General features: G+C 43.9%; 43 protein-coding genes. 42 read left to right on the top strand and 1 reads right to left on the bottom strand.

Features of this window, described 5'->3' with window-relative positions:
• The first annotated feature begins 9 nt into the window (after positions 1–9).
• Positions 10–195: a hypothetical protein gene (locus KI362_RS11460; protein WP_301627341.1), complete on the top strand. Its 186-nt coding sequence runs from the start codon at positions 10–12 to the stop codon at positions 193–195.
• Here the strand turns inward: KI362_RS11460 and KI362_RS11455 are convergent.
• Entirely contained in the window at positions 170–415 is a 246-nt protein-coding gene (locus tag KI362_RS11455) for a hypothetical protein (RefSeq protein WP_301627340.1), read from the bottom strand. The genes KI362_RS11460 and KI362_RS11455 overlap by 26 nt on opposite strands.
• A 72-nt stretch (positions 416–487) precedes the next feature.
• Here KI362_RS11455 and KI362_RS11450 point away from each other — a divergent pair, with 72 nt between their 5' ends.
• From KI362_RS11450 to KI362_RS11250, 41 genes are all read left to right on the top strand, one after another.
• Entirely contained in the window at positions 488–673 is a 186-nt protein-coding gene (locus KI362_RS11450; RefSeq protein ID WP_301627339.1) for a hypothetical protein, read from the top strand.
• Positions 670–1,413, top strand: coding sequence for a phage antirepressor KilAC domain-containing protein (locus KI362_RS11445; protein ID WP_301627338.1), 744 nt, complete (start codon positions 670–672; stop codon positions 1,411–1,413). The genes KI362_RS11450 and KI362_RS11445 overlap by 4 nt, the downstream gene beginning before the upstream one ends.
• Before the next feature lies 1 nt (position 1,414).
• A complete protein-coding gene (locus KI362_RS11440) occupies positions 1,415–1,744 on the top strand; it encodes a hypothetical protein (protein ID WP_301627337.1) in 330 nt (109 codons plus the stop codon).
• A 66-nt stretch (positions 1,745–1,810) separates the two neighbouring features.
• Complete coding sequence (locus KI362_RS11435) at positions 1,811–2,206, top strand: beta-sandwich lipoprotein (RefSeq protein ID WP_301627336.1); 396 nt, start codon at positions 1,811–1,813, stop codon at positions 2,204–2,206.
• A 198-nt stretch (positions 2,207–2,404) separates the two neighbouring features.
• The gene (locus tag KI362_RS11430; RefSeq protein WP_301627335.1) at positions 2,405–2,551 is read left to right on the top strand and encodes a hypothetical protein; all 147 of its coding nucleotides are present in this window, start codon (positions 2,405–2,407) and stop codon (positions 2,549–2,551) included.
• 135 nt (positions 2,552–2,686) lie between these two features.
• The gene (locus KI362_RS11425; protein WP_301627334.1) at positions 2,687–2,893 is read left to right on the top strand and encodes a hypothetical protein; all 207 of its coding nucleotides are present in this window, start codon (positions 2,687–2,689) and stop codon (positions 2,891–2,893) included.
• A gap of 52 nt (positions 2,894–2,945) precedes the next feature.
• Positions 2,946–3,434: a siphovirus Gp157 family protein gene (locus tag KI362_RS11420; RefSeq protein ID WP_301627333.1), complete on the top strand. Its 489-nt coding sequence runs from the start codon at positions 2,946–2,948 to the stop codon at positions 3,432–3,434.
• Between the two features lie 4 nt (positions 3,435–3,438).
• Complete coding sequence (locus tag KI362_RS11415; protein ID WP_301627332.1) at positions 3,439–4,083, top strand: ERF family protein; 645 nt, start codon at positions 3,439–3,441, stop codon at positions 4,081–4,083.
• Complete coding sequence (gene ssb, locus KI362_RS11410) at positions 4,073–4,507, top strand: single-stranded DNA-binding protein (protein ID WP_301627331.1); 435 nt, start codon at positions 4,073–4,075, stop codon at positions 4,505–4,507. The genes KI362_RS11415 and ssb overlap by 11 nt, the downstream gene beginning before the upstream one ends.
• 8 nt (positions 4,508–4,515) lie before the next feature.
• Positions 4,516–4,842, top strand: a complete 327-nt coding sequence (locus KI362_RS11405; protein ID WP_301627330.1) for a hypothetical protein — start codon at positions 4,516–4,518, stop codon at positions 4,840–4,842.
• Between the two features lie 396 nt (positions 4,843–5,238).
• On the top strand, positions 5,239–6,144 hold the full coding sequence (locus tag KI362_RS11400; protein ID WP_301627329.1) for a DUF4373 domain-containing protein: 906 nt from the start codon (positions 5,239–5,241) through the stop codon (positions 6,142–6,144).
• Positions 6,145–6,250: 106 nt separating this feature from the next.
• Positions 6,251–6,931 (top strand): ATP-binding protein, encoded by a 681-nt coding sequence (locus tag KI362_RS11395; RefSeq protein WP_301627328.1) that lies wholly within the window; start codon positions 6,251–6,253, stop codon positions 6,929–6,931.
• A 20-nt stretch (positions 6,932–6,951) separates the two neighbouring features.
• Complete coding sequence (locus tag KI362_RS11390) at positions 6,952–7,230, top strand: hypothetical protein (RefSeq protein WP_301627327.1); 279 nt, start codon at positions 6,952–6,954, stop codon at positions 7,228–7,230.
• Between the two features lie 276 nt (positions 7,231–7,506).
• Entirely contained in the window at positions 7,507–8,034 is a 528-nt protein-coding gene (locus KI362_RS11385; protein WP_301627326.1) for a crossover junction endodeoxyribonuclease RuvC, read from the top strand.
• Positions 8,035–8,116: 82 nt separating this feature from the next.
• On the top strand, positions 8,117–8,491 hold the full coding sequence (locus KI362_RS11380; RefSeq protein WP_301627325.1) for a hypothetical protein: 375 nt from the start codon (positions 8,117–8,119) through the stop codon (positions 8,489–8,491).
• A gap of 32 nt (positions 8,492–8,523) precedes the next feature.
• Positions 8,524–8,688 (top strand): hypothetical protein, encoded by a 165-nt coding sequence (locus KI362_RS11375; protein ID WP_301627324.1) that lies wholly within the window; start codon positions 8,524–8,526, stop codon positions 8,686–8,688.
• Positions 8,689–8,700: 12 nt separating this feature from the next.
• Positions 8,701–8,898 carry a hypothetical protein gene (locus KI362_RS11370; protein ID WP_301627323.1) on the top strand — a complete coding sequence of 66 codons (198 nt, stop codon included), beginning with the start codon at positions 8,701–8,703 and terminating at the stop codon, positions 8,896–8,898.
• Positions 8,899–8,982: 84 nt separating this feature from the next.
• Positions 8,983–10,464, top strand: a complete 1,482-nt coding sequence (locus KI362_RS11365) for a DNA cytosine methyltransferase (RefSeq protein WP_301627322.1) — start codon at positions 8,983–8,985, stop codon at positions 10,462–10,464.
• Positions 10,465–10,555: 91 nt separating this feature from the next.
• The gene (locus tag KI362_RS11360) at positions 10,556–11,014 is read left to right on the top strand and encodes a hypothetical protein (RefSeq protein WP_301627321.1); all 459 of its coding nucleotides are present in this window, start codon (positions 10,556–10,558) and stop codon (positions 11,012–11,014) included.
• Positions 11,011–11,286 (top strand): hypothetical protein, encoded by a 276-nt coding sequence (locus tag KI362_RS11355; protein ID WP_213656680.1) that lies wholly within the window; start codon positions 11,011–11,013, stop codon positions 11,284–11,286. Before KI362_RS11360 ends, KI362_RS11355 begins: the two co-directional genes overlap by 4 nt.
• Before the next feature lie 54 nt (positions 11,287–11,340).
• Entirely contained in the window at positions 11,341–11,553 is a 213-nt protein-coding gene (locus KI362_RS11350) for a hypothetical protein (RefSeq protein ID WP_301627320.1), read from the top strand.
• 304 nt (positions 11,554–11,857) lie between these two features.
• Positions 11,858–12,214, top strand: coding sequence for a hypothetical protein (locus tag KI362_RS11345; RefSeq protein WP_301627319.1), 357 nt, complete (start codon positions 11,858–11,860; stop codon positions 12,212–12,214).
• Entirely contained in the window at positions 12,207–12,584 is a 378-nt protein-coding gene (locus KI362_RS11340) for a hypothetical protein (RefSeq protein WP_301627318.1), read from the top strand. Before KI362_RS11345 ends, KI362_RS11340 begins: the two co-directional genes overlap by 8 nt.
• The gene (locus KI362_RS11335) at positions 12,581–12,808 is read left to right on the top strand and encodes a hypothetical protein (protein ID WP_301627317.1); all 228 of its coding nucleotides are present in this window, start codon (positions 12,581–12,583) and stop codon (positions 12,806–12,808) included. Before KI362_RS11340 ends, KI362_RS11335 begins: the two co-directional genes overlap by 4 nt.
• A gap of 75 nt (positions 12,809–12,883) precedes the next feature.
• The gene (locus tag KI362_RS11330; protein ID WP_301627316.1) at positions 12,884–13,624 is read left to right on the top strand and encodes a DNA-methyltransferase; all 741 of its coding nucleotides are present in this window, start codon (positions 12,884–12,886) and stop codon (positions 13,622–13,624) included.
• Between the two features lie 29 nt (positions 13,625–13,653).
• The gene (locus tag KI362_RS11325) at positions 13,654–13,842 is read left to right on the top strand and encodes a DUF7167 family protein (RefSeq protein ID WP_301627315.1); all 189 of its coding nucleotides are present in this window, start codon (positions 13,654–13,656) and stop codon (positions 13,840–13,842) included.
• Positions 13,843–13,917: 75 nt separating this feature from the next.
• Positions 13,918–14,145, top strand: coding sequence for a hypothetical protein (locus tag KI362_RS11320; RefSeq protein ID WP_301627314.1), 228 nt, complete (start codon positions 13,918–13,920; stop codon positions 14,143–14,145).
• A 12-nt stretch (positions 14,146–14,157) separates the two neighbouring features.
• Positions 14,158–14,358: a hypothetical protein gene (locus KI362_RS11315; protein WP_301627313.1), complete on the top strand. Its 201-nt coding sequence runs from the start codon at positions 14,158–14,160 to the stop codon at positions 14,356–14,358.
• 79 nt (positions 14,359–14,437) lie between these two features.
• Entirely contained in the window at positions 14,438–14,995 is a 558-nt protein-coding gene (locus KI362_RS11310; protein ID WP_301627312.1) for a sigma factor-like helix-turn-helix DNA-binding protein, read from the top strand.
• Positions 14,996–15,285: 290 nt separating this feature from the next.
• Positions 15,286–15,492 carry a hypothetical protein gene (locus tag KI362_RS11305; RefSeq protein ID WP_301627311.1) on the top strand — a complete coding sequence of 69 codons (207 nt, stop codon included), beginning with the start codon at positions 15,286–15,288 and terminating at the stop codon, positions 15,490–15,492.
• A gap of 50 nt (positions 15,493–15,542) precedes the next feature.
• Positions 15,543–16,862 carry a hypothetical protein gene (locus KI362_RS11300; protein WP_301627310.1) on the top strand — a complete coding sequence of 440 codons (1,320 nt, stop codon included), beginning with the start codon at positions 15,543–15,545 and terminating at the stop codon, positions 16,860–16,862.
• Positions 16,822–17,388, top strand: a complete 567-nt coding sequence (locus KI362_RS11295) for an NUMOD4 domain-containing protein (protein WP_301627309.1) — start codon at positions 16,822–16,824, stop codon at positions 17,386–17,388. The genes KI362_RS11300 and KI362_RS11295 overlap by 41 nt, the downstream gene beginning before the upstream one ends.
• A 278-nt stretch (positions 17,389–17,666) precedes the next feature.
• Entirely contained in the window at positions 17,667–17,897 is a 231-nt protein-coding gene (locus KI362_RS11290) for a hypothetical protein (RefSeq protein ID WP_301627308.1), read from the top strand.
• A complete protein-coding gene (locus KI362_RS11285; protein WP_301627307.1) occupies positions 17,890–18,291 on the top strand; it encodes a terminase small subunit in 402 nt (133 codons plus the stop codon). The genes KI362_RS11290 and KI362_RS11285 overlap by 8 nt, the downstream gene beginning before the upstream one ends.
• Positions 18,284–19,531, top strand: a complete 1,248-nt coding sequence (locus KI362_RS11280; RefSeq protein WP_301627306.1) for a PBSX family phage terminase large subunit — start codon at positions 18,284–18,286, stop codon at positions 19,529–19,531. The genes KI362_RS11285 and KI362_RS11280 overlap by 8 nt, the downstream gene beginning before the upstream one ends.
• A gap of 11 nt (positions 19,532–19,542) precedes the next feature.
• Entirely contained in the window at positions 19,543–21,009 is a 1,467-nt protein-coding gene (locus tag KI362_RS11275) for a phage portal protein (RefSeq protein WP_301627305.1), read from the top strand.
• Entirely contained in the window at positions 20,975–21,202 is a 228-nt protein-coding gene (locus KI362_RS11270; RefSeq protein ID WP_301627304.1) for a hypothetical protein, read from the top strand. Before KI362_RS11275 ends, KI362_RS11270 begins: the two co-directional genes overlap by 35 nt.
• The gene (locus KI362_RS11265; protein WP_301627303.1) at positions 21,189–22,229 is read left to right on the top strand and encodes a minor capsid protein; all 1,041 of its coding nucleotides are present in this window, start codon (positions 21,189–21,191) and stop codon (positions 22,227–22,229) included. The genes KI362_RS11270 and KI362_RS11265 overlap by 14 nt, the downstream gene beginning before the upstream one ends.
• On the top strand, positions 22,226–22,489 hold the full coding sequence (locus KI362_RS11260) for a hypothetical protein (protein ID WP_301627302.1): 264 nt from the start codon (positions 22,226–22,228) through the stop codon (positions 22,487–22,489). The genes KI362_RS11265 and KI362_RS11260 overlap by 4 nt, the downstream gene beginning before the upstream one ends.
• Positions 22,490–22,569: 80 nt before the next feature.
• The gene (locus KI362_RS11255; RefSeq protein WP_301627301.1) at positions 22,570–23,175 is read left to right on the top strand and encodes a phage scaffolding protein; all 606 of its coding nucleotides are present in this window, start codon (positions 22,570–22,572) and stop codon (positions 23,173–23,175) included.
• 24 nt (positions 23,176–23,199) lie between these two features.
• Positions 23,200–24,267: a phage coat protein gene (locus KI362_RS11250; protein WP_301627300.1), complete on the top strand. Its 1,068-nt coding sequence runs from the start codon at positions 23,200–23,202 to the stop codon at positions 24,265–24,267.
• Position 24,268 lies beyond the last annotated feature (1 nt).

The raw sequence follows: 24,268 nt of genomic DNA, 5'->3' as shown, positions 1-24,268 counted from the left end.
GAGAAAGAAATGGAACAACGGATTAAAGCGATTGTGGAAGCGTTGAAAGGTTTGAAACACAGCGACTGGCTAAGGGTTAAACAGCATATTGATATGGCTTACACTTCCCAAGCCGCCAAGGTTAAAATTGACGACTTGGAAAATGTTGAAAAAAACTTGAACCGTGAGTTTAAAGGCTATTCACAATCTGAATAAATATCGGGTTTATTCGGTAGTCAACGCCTTTGTAGTAAACATGAACATAATCAAGTTGGTAAAGAGTATGATCCTGTTCTTTTTCAGTAGGAGACCATATCTCAGCATTTTCTTCCCACCATTTGCTTGGAGACGAACCGTGATTCCCAACTGTGCATTGGGGGTCATCACCAAGATTAACCCAATTACCAAGCAAGCACGCATGAACTTGTACAGCCAATTTATAACACCTCCTCTCCAATTCCAATATTCGACAGGGAGAGTAAAAATCCTATTAGAAAGGAGCATAGCAATGGAACTATCTCTTAAGGAGCGGAATAGAGTTGTCCGGGCCCTTGAAGATGAAGCCAAGAAGCTAGGGGGTATAGTTCACACCTTCTCCAACTCAGAAGAGTATGTAGAGCATTATCTAAGCGCAATGGCTGATTTAAAGGAGACAAGGGACCTAATTAAAAAGTTTGAGGAGGTGCCGTTTTGAATCAATTAATCCCTACACACTCAAATGAGAGTGGAAATCTACTGGTTAGCGGTCGTGAATTGCATGAGTTTCTGGAAATTGGGACTCGATATAACGATTGGTTTACTCGGATGCTGGAGTATGGTTTCACCGAAAATGTAGACTTCATATTGGTTACTCAAAAAAGAGCAACCAATAATCCAAAGAATCCAATGGCCGAATTTACTGACCATCACGTAAAAATCGAAATGGCTAAAGAAATTTGCATGATCCAGCGTAATGAGAAGGGCAGACAAGCCCGGCAATACTTCCTAGAGCTTGAGCGGAAATGGAACAGTCCTGAAATGGTTATCAAGCGGGCGCATGAGTTTCTTGAAAGAAAGGTTGCTGCTCTCACGACAGAGAATCTGGTGCTGGTTCAGCAAAACAATGAATTACAGCCTAAAGCCTCTTACTATGACATGGTGCTACAAAACAAGTCTCTACTCTCTGTATCAAAGATTGCCAAGGATTACGGCATGAGCGCCACGGCGATGAATCGGAAGCTCTATGAATTGGGTGTGCAATACAAGCAAGGTGATATCTGGCTCCTATACGCCAAGTACCAGGACAAGGGATATACCCAAACATCTACGCATGTCATTGATGCAGACAATTCTAAGGTAAGTACCAAATGGACTCAAAAAGGCAGACTGTTTATTTACGACTTGCTTAAATCTAACGGCGTACTGCCCATGATCGAGCGGGAGGTATCGGCCTGAAATGTCTAAGACACTTGCACATGCGATGGAGTGGAGAAGGGCGCTTGATGTAAAGGCTGTAACTCCAAAGGACGCTCCGGAACAAGAATTGATCGACGTAGTTATCGGGTTTGAACGAAAGAACGCTTGGCTTGAACTTACCCGCGAAGCAATGGGGTTGCCTGATCCATACCACTCTTTGGTTAATGGCCTCTCGCAGTATATGCCATTGCCACTGGCTAAAGAAACTACTGTCAAGTTGCTTGCAATGGTTTGTGCAGAAGATCAGGGATTAGAAGTGTCGGTAGAATTATTTGATCAAAACATAAAGGACATGAACCGCGCACTGTAGTCAAGGAATTATCTATTGGGACATTGGTGTAGCGGTAAAGACCAATATTACGAAGGAGTGTGTAGCGTGAAGAAGATTTCACTTTTAACAATTTTGATTGGCTTAGCAATCACCCTTAGTGCTTGTACAGATGCCGACATTGCATCAAGCAATTTATCCAAAGCAGCAGACAACTTTGAGATTGATAGACGGATAGTGTTTTATAACGGCATCACCGACACATATCTGCTGTCCATTGAGGGGCGCTGTTCACTAGGAAACAGCGATGATCGATCTCAACAGGTAACCGTTACGTGCAAGACCGGAGAAGATGCCTACAAGAAGCATTTTCTAGGACTCTCTGACAACGTTACGTATTTCGCGGAACAACTGGAAAGTGCGGATGTGAGCGTCTACCATTACCGCGTTACGTTTAAGCCAGAAGCTATCTTGCCTGATATCGACCTAAGAGTGAAGGAGTGACGCGCAATGCATATGGATCCAGCAGAAGTACTACGGTCTACGTTTCAGAATCTCGTTGACCGCAATGTAAGTCCAGAGCAAAAGCAAGACTTTATCAATCGCTCAAGAGCTTACCACCAAGATAATCCTGATATGGCTGCTGTATTGGACGAGCTACAAGCACTCGTATAATTAATTCAAATTTTAAGGAGGCTGAACATGAATGACCTTGATGTAATCTGGCGCCGATTTGAATTGCTTCGCATTCGTTGGAACCTTACAAACGGGCGAATTTATTGCCATCCAGAGGTGCTACCAGCGGCTTTAGATTGGATTGACGGAGAGTTAGAAGGATTAGCAATATGAAAGCATGTGCTGGTTGCTCAAGAGAAGCTGAATACGAGGTGTACACTGGTAGTTACTGGCAACCACATTGCGAATCTTGCGCCAATGAAGCAATGGACTGCAAAGAAGGTGCGCTAATAAGGAGGTTGGACGAGCTTGAATCTTCCAGTAAGGATCAAAGCAAGGGATGACTTTACGGCAAGGTTTGCATTATCTCTTGTGGGAGGCAAGTACAGAGACGGCACTTATCCCAAGTTTGAGTTTGTGAGCCAAGAGCATAAAAGAGAATACGAGCTTAAGCTACGGGAGCTGGAAGGAAAAAAGAATGACCACAGCGGCAACTGTAGTCATTCCAGCAATTAAATATATTTTATCACGGACACAATAACACATTTTTTAGGAGGTTGTAAAGCCCATGCGCTTATACGAATTATCTGAACAATACGAAACGTTGCTTGAAATGGCTAACGAAGACCCGGGTAACGAGAAGTTGCAGGAGTTTCTGACTGGATTGGAAGGCAAGATCGAAGAGAAGGTTGAGAACACGATTAAGGTTGTTCGTTCCCTGGAAGCCGAAGCAAAAGCGATTAAAGACGAGGAAGAACGCTTGAAGTCCCGGCGCGCTTCCTTGGAAAATAACGCCCAGTATCTGAAAGAGAATGTCCAAATCATCATGCAACGTATGGAGATCGACAAGGTTAAAGGGCAATTATTCAATATTTCCTTACAGGCCAATCCTCCAAAGGTTGTTGTGATGGACGAGTTTCATATTCCGCAGAAATACTTTGTTACTCCGCAGCCGGTTCCACAACTCCAAAAGAAGGACATTCTGGAGGACTGGAAGCATGGGAAAGAGATCCCAGGTGTACAGGTTGTGCAAGATAAATCATTGAGAGTGCGGTGATTAGATGATCTTTTCAGAATCTAACCAATCTATTTCTAAGGCGCTAGTAGATGCTTGGGGAGCTATTGAAACGCCAAAGCATAACACCAATGTCACAGTGAAATTAAAAACCGGAGGCTCTTATGAGTTTTCCTACACTGACCTCGAAGGCATATTCGATGCTTTAAAGACTGTCTACAAAGAAAATCGCATAGCAGTACTTCAAACACCCAAGACGTTTATCCAAGACGGTTCGTTGATGGTGTCGGTTGAAACCATGCTGCTACACGATTCTGGAGAGTGGATTAAATCTGAGCCCCTAAGCGTGACTGCCAGTAACAATATGCAGGACCTTGGAGGTCAAATCACTTACATGAAGCGCTACTCTTTGTCAGCAATCTCTGGAATATCCACTGAAAAAGACGATGATGCAAACGGCGTATCAGGTAATCAAGTTGAGTATAAGGGTAGGCAGGAAAAGCGTTCGGATGCTCAGGTTAAGCGGCTGTTTGCAATAGCGAATAGCAAAGACATAAGTGCTGCTGATGTTAAAAAGGCGCTGATGAAAGATTACAACAAGACCAACGCCGAGGATTTAACCAAACAAGAATATGATGAATTGTGCAACCGCCTAGAATTGGCCGAGAAAGGACATAAACATGCTGAATAGAGTTATCTTGATCGGACGTTTAACAGCAGACCCAACCCTTAAATACACGCCTTCTGGCGTAGCTGTAACTCAGTTTACCCTTGCGGTAGACAGACCGTTTAATTCGCAAGGTGGAGAACGTGAGGCAGATTTCATTCCGGTAGTTACCTGGAGACAGCTTGCAGAGACTTGCGCAAATTACTTGCGTAAAGGACGCTTGACTGCTGTGGAAGGTCGTATTCAAGTTCGGAACTATGAGAATAACGAAGGTAAGCGCGTATACGTTACCGAGGTTGTTGCTGATAATGTCCGTTTCTTGGGACCAAACAATGGTAACCCATCTGGTCAAGGCAATGATGCATTCAAACCTGATAAAAAGTATGGCGATCCATTTGCAGACGATGGCAAACCGATTGATATTCCAGATGAAGACTTACCATTTTGAGGTGACATATGGACTTAATTAACGTAACCCAAGAGATACACGCCGCCTCTCAGCGTCTTAGCAAATCCGCTGACGCCCTCTTTAGTCTTGGTAGATCAAAGGCAGAGGCAGAGAGAGATTACCGTCTAGCGCTCTCTCAGGAGATTTTAAAGCTACGAGCAGACGGTATACCTGTATCTATTGTAACGGATTTAGCCAAAGGAAACGTAGCAGATGCATTATTCCAACGAGATTTGACAGAGGCGCAGTTCAAAGCAGGCATTGAAGCTGCTGACGCTATTAAGGTACAAGTATCAGCTTTACAAACAATCCTCAAATACCAAACGGATATGTAGGTGATCCTATGGACTTTGGATTTAACCCGGTGCCTAAACCAAATCACAGTAGGCGTAATAAGACGGATACCAAGTTAAGGAAACGAGCGCCCAAAGAAGATACAGAGCTAACAAAGGAACAAGTCAGAAATGAAGTCAAGAAACGGGATGGAGACTGGTGCTTACTTAGCGGTAAGCCCGGTCCCGGCCTACACCTTCACAGGGTCGTATACAGCGGCATGGGAGGGGGCAGTGGTAAGTATGAGGTATGGAACTGTGTGCTGCTCTCTACCGAAATGCACACCCTTGTACACTCAAATAAGAGACTTTGGCAGCCGTTGTTACTTGAGTTTCTAGCCACCAAAAAATCAGGTCAGGACCCGACGAAGGTACTAGAAAAATTACGATCTAAAGCAAGTGGGTGATAAGATGGCGCGGCCTCGAAAAGAAGGCATGGACTACTTCCCTCATGATACAGATGCCGTTAATGATACCAAAATTGAAGCAATGAGAATGCTGTATGGAAATGATGGGTATGCGTTCTACTTTATCCTTTTGGAACTCATTTACAAACAGCCTGATTTTGAGCTAGACGTTTCTGACGCAGAAACTATACAGATACTCGCCAAGAAAGTGGAAGTATCGCAGGAGAAATTCAACAGTATGCTTCAAACGGCAATTAAAAGAGAATGTTTTGACCCTCTAGCATATCAAGAAAGATGTGTTTTGACATCAGAGGGGGTTAAAAAACGGTCAAAAGTAGTGGTTGATAAACGGGTTAAGATGCGCAAGAAGCCCAGTAATAGCGCGGGAATTGAGTTAATTCCTGATTCCTGTGATGTTTCTGACGCAGAAACGGGGGAAGAAAGTGCACAAAGTAAAAGGAAAGTAAAAGTAAAAGAAAAGAAAAGTAATAAAGATATTATACCTAAAATATCTTACGCCGAATTCGTATCCCTTACCCAAGATGAATACAACAAACTCATTTCCGCCCATGGTGAAGATACCACAAAGCGAATGATAGAAATCCTGAACAATTATAAGGGATCAAGCGGCAAGAAATACAAGAGTGATTACATGGCGATTTTAAACTGGGTTGTCAAACGGGTTGAGGAGGAGGTGCGGCGTGAACATAAACGATCTGAAGCTTTCCGCGGAGGACAAGCAACTAATAATCAACACCATGCAAACAATTCCCAAAAAGCAGGAACGTCAACTCAACAACAATCCTATGCCGGGGGTGTTTCGGGAGCTGGAGGAACAGTTCAAAAAAACGGAAATACTGAGACCGCTTCGAAGTACGACCAGTTTATTCGCAGATAGTGAACACGAAGGAACTTATTGCTGTTTGGGGTGCAGGCAAGAAATTGGGAGGACGTTTGTTCCCTTCAAAAAGCAATGGGGTTTGAAGAGAGCGTGTGCGTGTATCGTGGCAGAAAACGAGAAGGCAGAGAAAGAAAGGGAGCGCCGTTATCGTCGGGGTCAAATGGAGCGTGTGTTTTCCAGAAACATCATGAATGAACAACTTAGAGCAGCAAGGCTCGATAACTTCATTGAGCGCGAAGGCACAGAATCCCTCTTGTCAGCGTCCAAGAAATTTGTTGAGGGATTTGAATTAAGGAAAACAGGATTATTGCTGTACGGACCTCCTGGGAACGGTAAGAGCCATCTGGCGGCAGGGATACACCATGAACTAAATCATCAAGGATATGTTTGTCTGTTCTTGGACGTGCCGCAACTCATAAAACTAGCAGAAACCGCAACTAGATTTGATTCAAAGATAAACCTTACAGACATTATCAATGGCGCAGTTAGCGCAGACCTGTTGACCTTGGACGAACTTGGGGCAGGAGACATCAGCAGTAAGATTTACACCGACATTTTATTTCCAATCATAAATGGGCGGCAGGGCAAGATAACCAACTACACGACAAACTTAAGCCTGGATCGCCTTGAAAACTGGCTCTTATACGACAAATACAAAAACATAGTAGACGAGGAGGGGCGGTTGTTTGAACGGATTTTTACAAGCGCGGATATCTACCAAAACAAAGCAACATCCAAACGCCGAGAAGATGCACTCGCTAGAATGCAGCAGGGATATAGCTAACGACGAATGGAGGGATTTGGGTGAGCGAATCCGAGCAACAGCAGAAATCATCTACAGACAAGAAGCAAGAGTACAAGCAGAGGTACTACAACAAAGAAATGACTGAGATATTTGAATCTTTTGAATGGCCCTTATACGAGTTATTTGATAGGGCAGACGGAATAATGGCAAAAATATCGACCGAAGCATCAGCGTGTCAGATCCCGGCAGAGTTTAGAGCAAATTTTATGAGAGAGAGGGTCATAGACATGTTTGAGCAGATCGCAGAGCAAAGGATGGGGAAAAAAGATGCAATGTAGAATGGCAGGATGCCAAAGGATAGCAACTGAAACTTGGAAACTAGTAGATGTGTGTTGTCATTGCTGGGACGCTATCCAATCGGAGCAACACAAATACTACTCACGTCGCATCACGGATAAAGAGAGATTCCTCAACGAGCAAATCGAGAGAATCAAAGAGGCTGACGAGCGTAAAGCCAAAGAGATTAAAGCCATAATAACCAAGAGCAAGAACGGACTTGTTACACAGGTAGAGATTGAAGGGAGACATTATAACTTAGTCAAGGAGGCGGCGAAATGAGATTTATAGGAATCGACCCAAGTGGTCAAACGGGATTCGTCATCCTGGATCGGGACGGAAAATTACTTGACGGTTTCGAGATCGCACCTAAGGACAAGGACAAGACCAAAATGATAGACGAGATCGTAACAGAGATCGAAGAAAATCTTGAATACGGTGATGTGATAGCAATCGAGGGATTCAGCTTTAACTCGAAGGGCAAGGGAGTAGACTTCCAGTACGGATTGGGTCATGCGATCCGTTTGGAACTATACCGAAGCAATAAAAGTTGGATCGAAGTAACGCCAAGCCAAGTTAAAAAGTTTGCGACCGGGAACGGGAACACAAGCAAGGAGAACATGATCATCCCAATCTTGCGACATTGGAACTTTGAACACACATCGAATAACGTGCGAGACGCCTATGTATTGGCTCAGATAGCGAGAGCAACACGATTGGGTTCATACCTCACCAAGTACCAGCAGGATGTAACAGAGACGCTTCTAGGCACCTCAAAATCGAAGCAGACAACAAAGGCTATCTAACCCCACCCCTAAGACCCTATATATACTACTTAACCATTAAACTAAGTTTTCGGATAGATAAACTATGAGAGGAAGATGAACAATGAAAACAATTCAAGAAGTGATCGACAATTACAGCAAGTATGCAACACTCCTAGATGACAGATTTGGCGTGAGGTTTGCTGAGTTTTTGAGCGCTGAGCAAATACCCTTGATTGGATTTTCGCTAAAAGAAGGGGCCGCACACGAACCTATTCCATTTACTCGTGAAAATGTGTTGGCTCAACTCGAAAAAGATGTACGGTTCGGGATGGAAAAGGCTCGGGATTTGCGAGGCATTTCAAGCGAATTAATGTTCTATGTCGTTCGTTCTTGGAACAAGGTTTTGGAAGAAGGGCTTGAAGATTTCAGTATTTACGGATCCTATGGAATGCCGCTTTTCCGAGAGACGGCCAAAAAGTACGGATGGGAAATTTAATCACCCCTCATCATCTAAAGGAGGAATACCCTATGAAACCCGAACAAATCGAACGCTTAAAAGAAGCATATAACCTTGCACCGGTAGACGGATCTAAATGCACATTTTGGACAGACGAAGGTAAAGAAGCATACCAGGACGGATTTGTAACGGCTCTGCAAATACTCGGAGTACAAGTTAAGGACTTGAACTGTTAAGGAGGAATACCCATGTTAGGTAAAGCAAGTGAGATCAAAATAGCAACGATATCAGGAGCGGCAGATCGTTTTGAAGAATCATTACGAGATTGGTGTGAATTTAATCCAAAAGCAATGATCGAAGATATTAAATTTACGGCTACAGCCCTAGAGAACCAAGTTGATTACCTTCATGCCCTCATCATCTATAAGGAGGCTCCCCATGAATGACCGGATACAAGAGAAGCCTACCCTATCCCACCTTAAAGGATAACCCTTATACACCCTTATACGGGGCGAAAGGATGAATAAACAATGCGTGAAATAATCGTGGACAACTTTGCCGGTGGTGGAGGAGCGAGTACCGGAATCGAATTAGCAATCGGAAGAAGCGTAGACATTGCGATTAACCACGATCCAGCAGCTATTGCTATGCACCGGGCAAATCATCCTGAGACAGAACACTACTGTGAAAATGTGTGGGAAGTAGACCCAGTAAAAGCGGCAGCAGGACGACCGATCGGGCTGGCATGGTTTTCCCCGGACTGCAAACACTTTTCCAAAGCTAAGGGCGGTAAACCTGTAGAGAAGAAGATACGGGGCCTTGCTTGGATCGTACTCAAATGGGCCGGTAAGGTTCGACCGAGAGTCATAATTTTAGAGAATGTGGAAGAGTTCAAAACTTGGGGTCCAGTAAGAAACGGACGACCTGTTAAGAGCAAGAAAGGCCAAACGTTCGAACATTGGAAAGCGCAACTTGAAAGCCTTGGGTACAAGGTGGAGAGCCGGGAACTTAGGGCTTGCGATTATGGAGCGCCAACGATACGAAAGAGATTCTTCTTAATCGCCCGGCGTGATGGAGTTGCAATAACATGGCCTGAACCAACTCATGGAGATCCGAACAGTGAAGAAGTCAAAAGCGGCAGATTGAAGCCGTGGAGAACGGCTGGAGAAATCATAGATTGGTCGATTCCATGTCCTAGTATCTTTGGTAGACAAAAGCCTTTAGCAGAAAACACAATGCGCCGAATTGCGAGAGGTATTCAAAAGTTTGTTATTGAAAATCCAGATCCTTTCATTGTTCCGGACGGAATAGCATTCCTTGCAAAGCACTACGGAGGCAATTATACAGGCGCAGGTAGTTCGCTAGACGATCCTTTACACACGGTAACGGTCACGGACCATAACGCACTTGTCACGGCGTTCCTCGCTCAATACTACACAGAGACAGCACCGGGAGAAACGAGAGGACAGACGTTAGATTCTCCAATCATGACAATTCCCACAGCCAACAGATACGCACTTGTTACAAGTCATCTATTAAAGCTGAAAGGTCAGGAGTACGGCGCAAGCCTTGATAAACCACTTCACACCGTTACAGCAGGAGGTAATAATTTCGGAGAAGTGAGAGCGTTCCTGATGAAATATTACGGGAATGAAGAAAACGGCCAGACATTGAACGAACCGCTTCATACAATCACGACAAAGGACCGTTTTGGACTTATAACTCTGAAAGGCGTTAATTACCGGATCTTGGACATCGGCATGAGAATGTTAGAGCCTCGCGAATTGTTTGGAGGTCAAGGGTTCCCGAGTAGCTACATCATTGATGTTGACGCAGACGGAAAGAAATATCCAAAAAGCGCCCAGGTTGCAAGATGCGGAAACGCTGTTCCTCCACAATTCTCAGAAGTGCTTGTAAGAGCGAACCTTCCGGAACTTTGTACAGGTAGCGGCAGAAGGCTGGCTCTCGAAAGATATAGACCGGCTGCTGGACAACTTCAATTTTCGATGTAGAGGGCCGAAGGCCATCAATCGACTGAATATGCTTAGGGCAAAGCCCGGAGGCCGTATAAGGCATTTATCTTAGAGGGGAGAAGTAAAAGGGATGAAATACGGATTAAGTAATGAAGAAGCGATACAGGCGATCAAAAGTAACTATCCTCCAGAGAGTTACACAATGCTCAGGGAAGCGTTAGACATGGCTATGAACGCACTCCAGCAGCTTACCGAGAAGGACGCAACCATAAAGAAGTTGAAAGACATGTCTCAACGTTGGGAAAAAGCTTTTACCAATGCAGATAAGCAATACCTGAAGAAAGAGAAAGAAGTAGCAGAGTTAAGAAAGATGATTGAATGGCGCGATGAACGCTTTAAAAACGCAAACGAGCAGTGCGACAGACTACGTAAAGCACTAGAAGAAGCATACACAACCATGACGGACGCTTTACAGGTAATGGAGATGGAAAAACGAGATTTCAACCTTATGCCACAATGCACGATAAAAGACGCTGCCGAAGAGTTGGAGAAAATTCTTTATCCGGTAGGGGAAGGTGATAAGGAATGAACTATTACATTCTTAGTCTTAAGTGGTCAGCAGGAAAAGGCGAATATGTTTGGTGGCGTCCAGATAACAGCGGATACACCAATAACTTAAATCAGGCAGGGATATACAGCGAGGAAATGATAAAGGCAAAACCGCTTTACTACAAAAACACCTCAACTTATCCGGTTCCTGTTGAAACAGTAGAAAAGATGATCATTAACAGGGTTGTTCCTACGCTCGATGGCAATTGGAGTTTGATGGGGATTGATATCGGTACGTTGCAACACTATTAGCCCCTATACGGCTATAGAAGTGTAGACACAAAGAGAGAAGGAGGAAATAAAAATATGAAGCATTCAGACCATTATTACAAGATTTCATTAAGACCTAAATATACAGACGATCAGTATACGGAGGTCTATATAAAAGGCGATAAAAAGAAACTCGTAGCCTTTTTATTAGATATTGGTGACAGCTTTTATGTGACTATCCTGGACGTGAATTCAGAAGGGTACATTCTAAATCGTAAAGATGCTCCAGCAGAGGCAAACAAAAATTAATGCGCATTTAAAACCATTATACCCCTTACGGCCTCCATACCGGGGGCCTAAGGTTAGGGAGGGAAAACAGTGTTTGGACGAAAGATGGCGCAAGCATCAATCAACATAACCTGTGATTGTGGCGCAAAAATGACGGTTACACCTCCAAAGACTATTCAAGAAATGCCGAAAGAGTTGAGATACTTCGATCTTAACTGCTGTTATTGCCAGGGATACATCGGAACGTTTGGGTGGTCTTTATCGCCGGACATACCTAGCACAAACGAAAAGGCTTTGATTTTTATCGATTAGGGGAGGTAAGAGAGTGAAACCAAAATACGACTTCAAATTCGGAGACTTAATTGAGAATCACTATGCCAGTGAGGACAATCCAAGACGCAAAGGGATATTCATTAAGAAAAACAGCAAGGGCCATTTTGAAATGACGGATGGAAGAGGATCGTTTTGGTTGTCGGCAGCGGACAATGAAAAGCTCGTGAAGGTAGGCAGCGTAGTAGTTGCTCCCGATCCCATCCCCTTACCAACCATAAAGCCGGGAGATAAGGCTAAACATTCAGACTTGGGTATTGTAAGAGTTATGAGTGATCCTATGGTTGCTGTGCTAAAGGATAAAGAAGAATTTGAAGTGTACCTGGTTGATTTGGAGGTATCCCATGACTAAACAGGTTAGAGACTGGAACAAGGATATGAAGTTATCAGCAGAATTACATGCAATTGGTTCGCCTTTAGAACTTGAAGAAATAGCAATTTATTGGATGAATCAATACGCAGCAGAGAAAGAACGTGCGGATAAGGCGGAATATGAAAAACGAATGCTGATTCAAACTATGCTCAAGGGAGACCGGATTATAGCAGAGTTGCAAGAAGATTTACAAGCCGCAGAAGCCCGAGAAAAGAAACTACGTGAAACACTAGAATTTATAAAAGGGATAACTACCAAGGCTCCTGCGTTTTCAGATTCAGCTTATGCCCATTTCGAGGCATGCGAAACATTATCATCCCTTTATCCAAAGGAGGAAGAAGGAAAGTGAACGTTAAACAGGGCAACACATATTGGGGCATGGTAGGCAAGCGAGAAGTCGAACGGCGAGTGAACATTATCGAAACTCGATCAAGTGGAACGCAATATGTGAATTGGACGCACATTAAGAAAGACGGAACCCTGGGGAAAAGTAGCTGGACGGAGAGAAGGAAGTTTGAAGAATGGGCAAAGGGTCTATTTGAGTCCTTTATTAACCTACCAGGGGAGGAATAAACCCCTAAACAACCAAACTTATACGGCTCGCGCGGATTCGGTCGGCCCGGAGAAAAAGACGAAGGAGGGAACGAGGTGCTTAATCAGATTATTAACGCGGACTGTTTCGATATTTTCCCAAGCATTCCAACGGGATCTATTGACATGATCATATGTGATCCGCCATACGGAACGACACAGAGCCAATGGGATTCGGTTATTCCATTCCCTCTCATGTGGAAACATTATGAACGGATTATTAAAGACAACGGGGCAATAGTGCTTTTTGCCAAGGCTCCATTCGATAAGGTTTTAGCAGCCAGCAATATGAAGTTGTTCCGGTATGAATGGATTTGGGAGAAGAACAAAGCTACGGGTCATTTAAACGCCTCTCATATGCCAATGCAAGCACATGAGAACATACTTGTATTCTACAAAAATACACCAACATACAATCCACAAAGTACAAGTGGACATAAGCCGATGAACAAAGCTGTAACCAGACATACATCCGGGGTGTATGGTTCTGGACGAGAATCAGCAAACAACGCCGGAACCACTGATAGGTTACCGCGCAGCGTCCTTTACTTCCCGGTAGTAAACAACGATGATCCAGAACGAATACACCCCAACCAAAAACCTGTTGACCTGTTTGAATACTTAATTAAAACATACACAAATGAAGGCGATACAGTGCTGGATAACTGTGGAGGAAGTTGCGTTACGGCAATTGCTGCAGAACGCTGTAAACGAAATTTCATCGTAATAGAGAAAGATAGGATATTCGCTAAAAACGGTCAGTTGAGGTTCAATAATGCGCCTGCAGTATTGTTCTGAATCATAAACCAAAGGGAGAGATAAAGAGTATGGCAAAGTTTAAATTTACGGTTAGCACCGGGTTCGTTGGATCGCGGCGTGAGGAAACAATTGAAATACCTGATGAAGATTTAGAAGGATTGGATGAACATGAGAGAGAGCATTTAATTCAAACCGTTTGGGAAGAGTGGCTTTGGGACGGAAACATAGATGGTGGATGGGTAGAAGTAGAAGAATAGGCCAAAGGCCCTCGAATCGACCGAATTACCCAGCGAAGCGAGGGCCGAATAAGGGTTGGATTATAGGAGGTATATATGACTGACATTTTTGAAGTATACGATCGTCACGGCGCAAGGTTGGGATTGAAGATAGAGATATACCACTCGAATATTGTGGATTGGCGGTTGACGATCGAAAAGAGAAAAAACCTAGAAGAAGGATGTGTAATCGTCGACGTACAGCACAGTGATTATAAATATGTTTTAGCAAAGGCAGAAGTCGAATTTAAAGAATGGCTACTAGAAACTAACGGAGGATATTAGGAGGTATAAGATATGTCTCTAGTAAAAGCTAAATCAAAATGGGTATGGACTCAGGAAGCACAAGAAATAGACCCACAACGTATAGCCGGTAGACCAATAACAGATGTTTATCCTCATTACGGTGTAGAGGCTCCGGCAATGCTCTTAGAGCGTGGGTACATTGTAGATGCAAGTGAGTATCAAGGCCAGACTGATTTATTTGATTATGTGTAGTATAATGCAAATAAATGGGTGAAAATAGGCGCTTTATATCTAAATACAATGTAAAATAGTGCAAAGAAGGTGAGAAACTATGCAGGACCTGCTCAAAAGCTACAGGGAGACAAGGTATCAGCTGCACAAGGTCAAGATTGAAGTGGACGCCAGAAAAGAATATCTGGAAGAGCAATTCGAAAAGAGCCCGAAGGATGATAACATCAAAATTATGCTAAATGAGGCAAAGTTGGAGTGTGAGAAGATTAATTGGTTTATGTCTAATCTCACATACGCTATTGACTGGCTTAACAACGGTTTTGCTCCGGGTCCTAGGAGGGCAATATACAGGCGTTCTAGGGATCAAAGGACAATGCCTATCGACCCGCTTTACTTGCAGTCCTACGCCCAACCAGCAGCTTGTGGCAGTCCCACAACGATATCTGACAGCGAGAGATTCAGGATAGACGAGGCTTTAAGCGGATTATCTGAGAGAGAAAAACAAGCTTATATGCTTCACAAAGCGTTAGGTTTTAGCATTTATCAAACTTCTCAAGAAATGGGCGGCATAAGAAAAAGCACGGTTCAAAAATACATCGAACGAGCTAACGCAAAAATTGAAGAAGCAAAAATCTCGAACCTATTCCTTGTGGGATAGGTTTTCTTGTCGTACGACTGCCACCTATATATAGAGGCACATAATCATGTGCAAGCGAATGACGGACTATAATGATCTGGTCCGTTGTTTGCGTTTAAATTGGTTTCATATCCTTAACATATCGACTACTCCAAGCCTGCCCGATAAATCGGGTGCCATTCCTCCTTTCCCCTTCACAGGGCGTGTCGACCACAGGCACAAGGGTGCGCTAGACGTATAAAGGCTGGATCGTGGAGGCCGCCGCTGCCTTAGTAAAGCGGCTTATGATATTATCTCATTGAGGTGATCGAATGAATATATATGTTGTATATGGGGTAAATGAAGAACCGCATTATCCTTCTGGATATGCAGAGGTTCATTATGTTGGGGAAGATAAACAAAAGGCGATTGAGGTTGCGCGAGAGGCAAAAACGAAAATTGGTGAATATTGGGCGGTTAATATTGAAGTTTGGAAAAATGGAAAACTAACAGAAAAAATACAAGAAGAAATATGTTGATTTGGCTGCCTAACGGCGGCTTTTTTATTTATACATAAGGGGGTGCTAAGTTGGAGAAACACCTAACATGGACGCCAGAGGAAGACGCAAAGCTAAAAGAATTGTCTGGCACAGGGACATATGCAGAGATCGCCAGAGTATTGACTGATCAATTTAATATAGAGATTACGTCAGAGGCTGTCCGCAAGCGCACTAAAAAGTTGGGGATATCAACAAAGGCGCCTCCACTTGATTACAAGACAACGACAGAGATACTTGCTGATGGATCCCATAAGTCAGACAAACTGCTTCGAATGTCCGAAGAGCAGAGTAAGGATGTTAATTACCTTCTTAAAGCCCACGGATATGATAGAGACACTTGGGAGCTAGTGAACGCACGCAACAACATCTGGAATGTTTATAGTAAGCAGGACGGAGTACAGACGCTATACAGCAGTAAGATAACTGTAAAGCCAAAAACTAAAAACTTCACCATAGATGACATAAAAGAGATTGTCTCGGATCTGATGGAGAACTACAAGCCGCCATTGTATGAACCGGTTCGATATGCTGATGATGGAAAACTGCTTGAAGTGAATATGTCAGATCTTCATTTAAACAAGATGGGATACAAGGATGGAGAGTACAACCATGAGCAAGCAGAGAAGATATTCTTCTTTATCCTGAATGACATCTTGACCAGGACAGAGAATATAAGTTTTGAAAAAATCCTGTTTATATGGTCGCATGACTTTTTTAACGTGGATAACCTCGCCAAAGCGACAACGGGAGGAACGCCGCAGGACACAACAACCAGATTCGCAGATATGTACAAACAAGGTAAGCGAATGTTAATCCAAGGAATTGATCTATTAAGGCGGTTTGCTCCTGTTGAGACAATACAGGTTGGAGCTAACCATGACCGCCTAACCAGCTACACCATGTCAGAGGTGCTTGAAGCGTGGTTCAGAAACGATGACAGAGTGAAAATAGATAATGACCCACTAAGTAGAAAGTACATCAAGTATGGAAGGAACCTCATCGGCTTCAGTCATGGAGACAAGGAAAAGAGTAGGCTGGGTAAATTAGTGCCAATTGAAGCCCGGAAAGATTGGGGAGAAACGCTCTATTCTGAAATACATGCAGGACATCTGCACAGCGAACAAGCCGTCAAGGAAGAGAATGGCGTGATTGTTCGCTATTTGTCGTCTCCAAGCGGTACAGATAACTGGCATTATGAATCCGGTTATGTCGGGTCCGTAAGAAAGGTCCAGTCCTTTATATGGGACAAAGAAAGAGGGTTACTCGATATATTGCATACACCGATTATTCCAAGGGAGTTGATTGAAGTTGGAAACAGCGGAAATATGGAAGGATGTCGAGGGGTTTGAGGGTCTATACAAAATAAGCAACAAAGGCCGCGTATATAGCCTATATAAACACAAGGTAATGCGCTGGAAAATAAACAATCGAAAATACAGACAAATAGCATTGACTAAGGAAGAAAAGGTCAAATATTACCTTGTACATCGCTTGGTCGCTATGCACTTTGTTCCCAATCCTAAAGGTCTGCCGCAAGTAAATCATAAGGATGAAAACAAAGATAATAACGATGCCGACAATCTTGAATGGTGTACAAATCACTACAATGCCCTGTACGGTACAAGAGTCGAACGAACAACAATGAATAGAAGCTACAGAGAATCACGCCAACGAATGAGGAGGAAAGCCGTTGGGCATCCGGTAAACGGAGGAGATCCAATATACTTGGACGCCTTGAAGGACGCTGAATTATATGGATTTACTCGGACAGGAGTGAAAAACTGTTGCTCTGGAAAATCAAAAACTCACAGGGGATATGTATGGCAGTACAACGATGGTAAGGGGATTGTGAAGCGGATCAAAAAGAATGCTTAAGTCTATTCATTATGTGTGAGGTGGTGAGGAAGATGACAGTTAGATTCGAAAAAGCGTTGTCTATATTAGTGATCGTATTTCTTGTTTCATGCATTGTAAATCAAACATATAGCATTTATACGACTCATCGGGCAAACAAGGTATTGAATGAACAGAAAGAACAATTGAAAGAAATTAAAGCAGTAACGGAAAAGGCAAGGAGTAAGTTGGAGTAAAAGAATCGGAATACGAGTTGAAAGAAGGTGAGAGGGATGAATGTTAGCAGAAACTTGAAGCTAATGTTAATGAAGTTGGGGAGAAAAGGTCATGATGTGTCGTTGATTCAGGAGCAGAGGTATTCAAGGGACTACGATAGCGTTTATTCTCGATACAAACTCACCTTCTGGATAGAGGGAGAAAAAAAGAATAAGAAGACCGGAGAGAAAAAGAAATGCAAGGTGCCAGACACCTATGAATTTAACAGCGCTATTGAACTGCTGCAGTATATGGTGGTGAGAGCAAATGAATGAGAGACAGAAGGCATTCGCTGATTACTATATTGAAACAACAAACGGCGCAGACAGCTACAAGAGGGCTTATCCTTCATGTAAGACTGATTCAGCGGCTAGAACAGGGGCTAGTAAGCTACTAACAAATCCCAACATACAAGCTTATATAAAAGAAAGAATGGAAAGCAAAGAAAGAGAACGGATTGCCACACAAGACGACATACTAACCTTCCTGACTGATGTAATGAATGGTAAAGTTAAAGACCAACTAGGGCTGGAGACGCCCGTGAAAGAGCGTAATAAGGCTGCTGAATTGCTTGGGAAGAGGTATGCTTTGTGGGTAGATAGGCAGGATATCAACACAACTGTTACTCCTGTGTTTGTTGATGACATAACGGGTGATGAGGATGCGTAAAAAACTATCGGAGTTTATCCCTAAGGCATTTCATGACACGTGGAGAGCGGCAAATGATCCCAACATACTGAACGTAGTTGAAAAGGGTGGCCGTGGATCCGGCAAGTCATCTGACATCGCTCACATCATTGTACAGATGCTAATGCGATACCCGGTCAATGCGGTTGGTATAAGATACTTCGACAACACGATTGAGTTATCAATATTCGAACAAATCAAATGGGCCATAGCAGAGCAGGGCGTATCACATCTTTTCAGGGTGAATAAGTCACCCATGAGACTCACGTACAAACCTCGGGGCAACTACATGGCCTTTAGAGGGGCGCAAAACCCTGAGAGGCTTAAATCCCTCAAAGATGCTAATTTCCCGTTTGCTATTGGGTGGATTGAAGAATTAGCCGAGTTCAAAACGGAAGACGATGTTACGACTATCACTAACTCTTTGCTGCGTGGGGAGTTGGATGATGGTCTTTTCTATAAGTTCTTTTTCAGCTATAACCCACCAAAGCGCAAGCAGTCATGGGTCAATAAGAAGTATGAGACGCAATTCGTGCCGGAAAACACGTTCATTCATCATTCCACTTACATTGATAACCCGTTTATTGCAAAGGCGTTTATCGAAGAGGCAGAAGCGGCAAAGGCGCGAAATCTCAGAAAATATGAGTGGGAGTATTTAGGCAAAGCAATAGGGAGTGGTGTTGTGCCGTTTGATAATTTGACATTTAGACGCATTACAGACGATGAAATCAAATCATTCGATAACATACGGCAAGGGATTGACTGGGGTTACGGGGTCGATCCTTTTTCTTTTGGTCGCTGGCACTATGACAAGACACGGCGAATACTGTACGCCATGGACGAGTTGTACGGGGTCAAGATAAGTAACCGCGAGGCTGCTGAATGGATCAAGAACAAAGGATATCACACGGACATGACCACGGCAGACAGTGCGGAACCAAAGAGTATCGATGAAATGAAGACGCATGGACTGCGAATCAGAGGGGCAAAGAAAGGCCCCGGCAGCGTTGAGTACGGAGAAAAATGGTTGGATGACTTGGAAGAGATAGTGATAGATGCAAAGCGCACTCCCAATACAGCGAGAGAGTTTGAAAACATCGACTATGCAACAGATGCAGACGGTAATCCAAAGGCAAAGCTCGAAGATAAGGACAACCATACGATAGACCAATGCAGATATGCGCTTGAAGGAGATATGAAGAAGCCAAGTATATCATTCTAGGGGGTGATGGATTGAACGAAGAAATAAAGAAGATCATCGAAGAAAATGCACCGATGAGGCTCGAACAAATCATAAAGCAATGGCTAAATGATTGGTTGGACAGTCACGAATACCGTTGGATGCTTACGGGAGAGAGGTACTACCGCAATAAGACAGATATACTAAGTCGCAAGCGTTTGGTTATCGGTGGGGATGGAGAATTGGTAGAGGACAAAAATTTAGCTAACAATAAACTGGTTTATGGTTTTACTCGTAAATTGGTAGATCAAAAAATAGGCTATCTGTTGTCAAAGCAAATGAGTATCCAGTCCGAAAATGAGGCTTACCAAAAAGTTCTGAACGATATATTTGATAAGTCCATGCACCGGACGCTAAAGAACTTGGGCAAGGAAGCCGTGAACAAAGGCATTGCTTGGTTGCATGTGTATTATGACGAGAATGGCACTCTAAGCTTTAAGCGAATGCGGTCCGAAGAAATGGTGCCCGTTTGGATAGACGAGGACCATACGCAATTACAGGCCATGATACGACGCTACAAGGTAGAAACGTATGAAGGAACAAGCAAAAAAGAAGTCGTGAAGGTTGAGTGGTGGGACGACAAGGGTGTACGGCGATACATTTATAATGGTGACCTACTGCCTGATTTTGGCTGTGACGAGGATGGACAATCTATCATCCTTGATTCTTCCCATTATGTTGTTGAGAGGAACGGAGAGGAACAGCCTCTTAACTGGGAGCGTGTGCCCTTCATTGCGTTTAAAGCTAATGATGAAGAGCAGCCATTGATTGAACTTATTAAATCGCTGGTGGACGACTACGACAAACGATCGTCCGACAATTCCAATAACCTTGAGGACCTACCTAACAGTGTCTATAAGCTTAAAGACTATGGAGATCAAGATTTAGGTCTATTCCGCAAAAACCTAATGGCTTACAGGGCTGTTAAAGTGGATGACCAAGGCGACGTTGACACAATAGACCTCAAAATAGACAATGAAGCGTTCAAACAACATATAGACTTATTGCGAAAGGCTATATATGAGTTTGGTCGTGGAGTGGACATGCAAACAGAGAAGTTTAATGGTGCTACAGGGATAGCGCTCAAACAACTTTATAACGACCTGGACATGGATGCAAACACCATGGAAACAGAGTTTCAGGCGAGTCTTGAACAATTGCTTTGGTTTATCAATAACCATTTAGCCAATACGGGAGTGGGTGACTTCGAAGGAGAGAAGGTTGAATTCGTCTTCAACAGGGACATATTGCTTAGTGAGTCTGATGTAATCACTGATGCGATGAACAGCATGGGACTAATCTCTAACAAGACCATCATTGCTAATCATCCATGGGTATCTGATCCTCGAAAAGAAGAAGAACAGATTAAAAAGGAGAAGGAAGCCAGCCTGATCCAGTATCGAGAATTAGAAGGGGGCGAAGGGGATGATCCTGTCAAAGGAAACGACGAAGAAGATTGATGAATTTGTTCGCGGAATAACGGGCGCATACATCGATATGGCTAAGTCCGAGACAGGCATACACGATGAAAGCCTGCATGCATATGCGAAGCTTATAGAAGCTGTTGGGTCGTTGTCCTCTGATGCGGGGACGGACATAAGTGTCGTTGGATTTACAGTCCAAAAGCAGGCAGAAGACAATGAAGACGAATGAATATTGGCAAAAGCGCAGTGAGCAAATATCATCCCGACAGTTTCGCCGTGCGGACGCCTTGGAGATCAGGCTGAACAAACAGCATAGCAAGTCACTCAAGAGCATCCAAAGGGACATAGAAGCCTTTTACGGACGTTATGCGGTCAACAACGAGATAAGCTTTGTTGATGCTAAAAAACAGTTAGATGCCGGAGAATTAAAAGAGTTTAAGATGACCCTTGAAGAGTTTACCAGGAAGGCCAAAGACAACGCAGACGGTAGATGGACGAAAGAATTGAACAACGTCTATTACCGTACACGTGTAACGCGATATGAGGCCTTGCTGATGCAAATCAGGCACGAGGTAGAACTGCTGACTGACGCCGAATACAAAGAGCTTACAAGCCTGTTAGAGGATACCTATAAAGACACCTATCACCGAACCCTATTTGAAATACAAAGGGGAACAGGTATAGGTGTTTCTTTCGCTCAGATAGACAAGAACGCCCTTGAGACAGTGTTAAACAAAAAGTGGGCCGGGTCGGATTACAGTTCTCGCATATGGGACAACAAGACAAAACTACTTAGGGAGTTAGAAACGAACCTGTCTCAAGCGTTTATCCGCGGCGATAGCCTCGGTAAGACGATCAGGACGGTGCAACAGCGCATGGGAGTGTCAAATGTTAATGCGGCAAGACTGGTGCGCACAGAGAGCGCTCATATAGCCGCAGAAGCGACCTATGAAGGGTATAAGGCTAGCGGAGTAGTTAAGCAGTATCAATTCCTTGCCACGCTGGACAGCCGCACCAGCGCAGTATGCCAGAGCATGGATAATAGGATATTCCCGTTGTCTGAAAAGCAAGTGGGCGTAAACTACCCACCATTGCACGTTAATTGTCGATCAACTACGGTTGCTTATTTCGATGACGGCGAAGACCCGGGAGAGCGCATTGCAAGGGATGCAGAAGGTAACTATTACTACGTGCCAGACACCATGAACTACGAAGAGTGGCATAAGAAGTACGTTAAAGGAGGTGATAAACTATGATTGAGACATACCGCGCGAAAATCTTTGTGCAGGCTGTACAGTTTACAAACACGCAGGAAAACATCCAGGATATCATTTCCTTTATTGGGCTGCCTGTTTATGTGGAGTACGCGCCTACTGGCATCCAGATGCGCATCGTTCGCACGCCGTATAACGTCGTAATCGTCAAAGTTGGCGAATACATCGTAAAGGCAGAGGATGGTACGCTGAGCAAAATGAGCGAGATCGAACTTTCTGACAAGTATGACAAGGTATCTTAGTTATCTGTCTTTTCACAAGGTATTTATCAAGGTAAAATCATCACCGGACACAACCGGGATAACAAGCGAGGATGATGAAAATGGATTGGTTAAAAAAACTTTTGGAAGAGCAGGGATTGTCTGCCGAACAGACCAAAGCTATCACAACTGCGGTGGAAGAAAACTATAACGGCTATGTTCCCAAGCATCGGTTTGATGAAGTCAACAACGCGAAGAAGCAAGCTGAAACCGACTTGAAGGAACGGGACAAGCAGCTCGAAAAGTTGAGTAAATCTGCGGGCGATAATGAGGAGTTGAAACAACAAATCAAAGTGCTGCAGGACGAAAACAAAGCCGCGACCGAAAGGTATAATGCGGAGGTTGCTCAACTAAAGATTAGCACCGCATTGAAACTGGCCTTATCAGGAGATACACATGATGCTGACCTTGTAGCCAGTCTAATTAATCGCGATAGCATCAAGTTAAAGGATGACGGAACAATTGAATCTGGACTTGATGACCAAGTAAAGGCATTGCGAGATAGCAAGCCTTTTTTGTTTGTCGAAAAAGACAATCAGCCTCCTAAATTCAAGGGTTCCAAGCCGCCCGAGGGCTCGGGTAGCAAAGGAACTACTAAGAAGCCGAGCGAGATGAATTATGAAGAACTTTGCGCTTACATTGAAGCAAACCCTGGCGCAGAAATCTAATTAAAGAATGGAGTTGTTTGATTCATGGCAAAATTTAATTCAAAGACATTTAATCCGGAAGTGTTTGGCAAGTACGTTGAGCGTATTCCGCAGACAAGAAAAAACGAATTAATCAAATCCCGTGCACTTACGGGGAACGCTGATATCCGCAACGCTTTTAGCTCTGGAACAGGTACGGCGTATGCCACGTTACCTATGTACGGTCTGCTTGACGGCGCACCCCTTAACTATGACGGTGTGACTGATATTACAGCCACCAGCACAACGACATTCGAACGTAGCGTTGTTGTTGTTGGTAGAGCCAAAGCATGGACAGAGGGAGACTTCGCAGAGGATATTACGGGCGGCGCTGGTTTCATGGATAATGTAGCTGTCCAAGTGTCTAACTATTGGGATCAGGTAGACCAGGACACGCTGCTTAGCATCCTTAAGGGTATCTTTAGTATGACGGGAGCCAATAACCTTAAGTTTGTTGACGGGCACACCTATGACATAACTTCTAACGCAGATGAAGCAGCATTGGTTGGAGCTGCTACGCTTAATTCTGCGATCCAACAAGCCAGCGGCGATAATAAATCTAAATTCAAACTTGCTATTATGCATTCGGTTGTAGCGACTAACCTAGAGAACCTTAAGTTGCTTGCTTACCTCAAGCAAACGGACGCAAATGGTATTGAGCGCGAATTGAGCCTGGCGACATGGAATGGACGGATTGTCTTGATTGACGATTCTATGCCTACGGAAGTTGTACCGGCAGCAGGCGAAACTCCAGAGTACACCAAGTACACAACTTATGTGTTGGGTGAAGGGGCTTTTGATTATGAAAACATTGGAGCGAAAGTGCCATATGAAATGAGCCGAGATCCTAAAACAAACGGCGGTCAAGATACCCTGTACAGCCGTCAGCGGAAAGTTTTTGCACCATACGGTATCAGTTACACCAAATCCAGCCAAGCAACCCTGTCTCCTACAGATTCCGAACTGCAAAACGGTGCGAACTGGACGTTGGTGCATGATGGTGGTGCTGGCGCTGCACGTAAGTACATCGACCACAAGGCGATTCCTATCGCACGAATTGTTTCCCGAGGCTAAT

The organism is Paenibacillus apis (assembly GCF_018333295.1).
Classification (GTDB): Bacteria; Bacillota; Bacilli; order Paenibacillales; family Paenibacillaceae; genus Fontibacillus; species Fontibacillus antibioticophila.
Note: the sequence above shows the minus strand (reverse complement) of the source record. Positions and strands in the feature narration are given on the sequence as shown.

Bases quoted from the DNA above. Each gene is read 5' to 3' on its own strand.
- KI362_RS11460 (WP_301627341.1), top strand. From the start codon at position 10: ATGGAACAACGGATTAAAGCGATTGTGGAAGCGTTGAAAGGTTTGAAA.
- KI362_RS11450 (WP_301627339.1), top strand. From the start codon at position 488: ATGGAACTATCTCTTAAGGAGCGGAATAGAGTTGTCCGGGCCCTTGAA.
- KI362_RS11440 (WP_301627337.1), top strand. From the start codon at position 1,415: ATGTCTAAGACACTTGCACATGCGATGGAGTGGAGAAGGGCGCTTGAT.
- KI362_RS11430 (WP_301627335.1), top strand. From the start codon at position 2,405: ATGAATGACCTTGATGTAATCTGGCGCCGATTTGAATTGCTTCGCATT.
- KI362_RS11420 (WP_301627333.1), top strand. From the start codon at position 2,946: ATGCGCTTATACGAATTATCTGAACAATACGAAACGTTGCTTGAAATG.
- KI362_RS11415 (WP_301627332.1), top strand. From the start codon at position 3,439: ATGATCTTTTCAGAATCTAACCAATCTATTTCTAAGGCGCTAGTAGAT.
- ssb (WP_301627331.1), top strand. From the start codon at position 4,073: ATGCTGAATAGAGTTATCTTGATCGGACGTTTAACAGCAGACCCAACC.
- KI362_RS11405 (WP_301627330.1), top strand. From the start codon at position 4,516: ATGGACTTAATTAACGTAACCCAAGAGATACACGCCGCCTCTCAGCGT.
- KI362_RS11385 (WP_301627326.1), top strand. From the start codon at position 7,507: ATGAGATTTATAGGAATCGACCCAAGTGGTCAAACGGGATTCGTCATC.
- KI362_RS11380 (WP_301627325.1), top strand. From the start codon at position 8,117: ATGAAAACAATTCAAGAAGTGATCGACAATTACAGCAAGTATGCAACA.
- KI362_RS11375 (WP_301627324.1), top strand. From the start codon at position 8,524: ATGAAACCCGAACAAATCGAACGCTTAAAAGAAGCATATAACCTTGCA.
- KI362_RS11370 (WP_301627323.1), top strand. From the start codon at position 8,701: ATGTTAGGTAAAGCAAGTGAGATCAAAATAGCAACGATATCAGGAGCG.
- KI362_RS11365 (WP_301627322.1), top strand. From the start codon at position 8,983: ATGCGTGAAATAATCGTGGACAACTTTGCCGGTGGTGGAGGAGCGAGT.
- KI362_RS11360 (WP_301627321.1), top strand. From the start codon at position 10,556: ATGAAATACGGATTAAGTAATGAAGAAGCGATACAGGCGATCAAAAGT.
- KI362_RS11355 (WP_213656680.1), top strand. From the start codon at position 11,011: ATGAACTATTACATTCTTAGTCTTAAGTGGTCAGCAGGAAAAGGCGAA.
- KI362_RS11350 (WP_301627320.1), top strand. From the start codon at position 11,341: ATGAAGCATTCAGACCATTATTACAAGATTTCATTAAGACCTAAATAT.
- KI362_RS11340 (WP_301627318.1), top strand. From the start codon at position 12,207: ATGACTAAACAGGTTAGAGACTGGAACAAGGATATGAAGTTATCAGCA.
- KI362_RS11325 (WP_301627315.1), top strand. From the start codon at position 13,654: ATGGCAAAGTTTAAATTTACGGTTAGCACCGGGTTCGTTGGATCGCGG.
- KI362_RS11320 (WP_301627314.1), top strand. From the start codon at position 13,918: ATGACTGACATTTTTGAAGTATACGATCGTCACGGCGCAAGGTTGGGA.
- KI362_RS11315 (WP_301627313.1), top strand. From the start codon at position 14,158: ATGTCTCTAGTAAAAGCTAAATCAAAATGGGTATGGACTCAGGAAGCA.
- KI362_RS11310 (WP_301627312.1), top strand. From the start codon at position 14,438: ATGCAGGACCTGCTCAAAAGCTACAGGGAGACAAGGTATCAGCTGCAC.
- KI362_RS11305 (WP_301627311.1), top strand. From the start codon at position 15,286: ATGAATATATATGTTGTATATGGGGTAAATGAAGAACCGCATTATCCT.
- KI362_RS11290 (WP_301627308.1), top strand. From the start codon at position 17,667: ATGTTAATGAAGTTGGGGAGAAAAGGTCATGATGTGTCGTTGATTCAG.
- KI362_RS11285 (WP_301627307.1), top strand. From the start codon at position 17,890: ATGAATGAGAGACAGAAGGCATTCGCTGATTACTATATTGAAACAACA.
- KI362_RS11280 (WP_301627306.1), top strand. From the start codon at position 18,284: ATGCGTAAAAAACTATCGGAGTTTATCCCTAAGGCATTTCATGACACG.
- KI362_RS11270 (WP_301627304.1), top strand. From the start codon at position 20,975: ATGATCCTGTCAAAGGAAACGACGAAGAAGATTGATGAATTTGTTCGC.
- KI362_RS11265 (WP_301627303.1), top strand. From the start codon at position 21,189: ATGAAGACGAATGAATATTGGCAAAAGCGCAGTGAGCAAATATCATCC.
- KI362_RS11260 (WP_301627302.1), top strand. From the start codon at position 22,226: ATGATTGAGACATACCGCGCGAAAATCTTTGTGCAGGCTGTACAGTTT.
- KI362_RS11255 (WP_301627301.1), top strand. From the start codon at position 22,570: ATGGATTGGTTAAAAAAACTTTTGGAAGAGCAGGGATTGTCTGCCGAA.
- KI362_RS11250 (WP_301627300.1), top strand. From the start codon at position 23,200: ATGGCAAAATTTAATTCAAAGACATTTAATCCGGAAGTGTTTGGCAAG.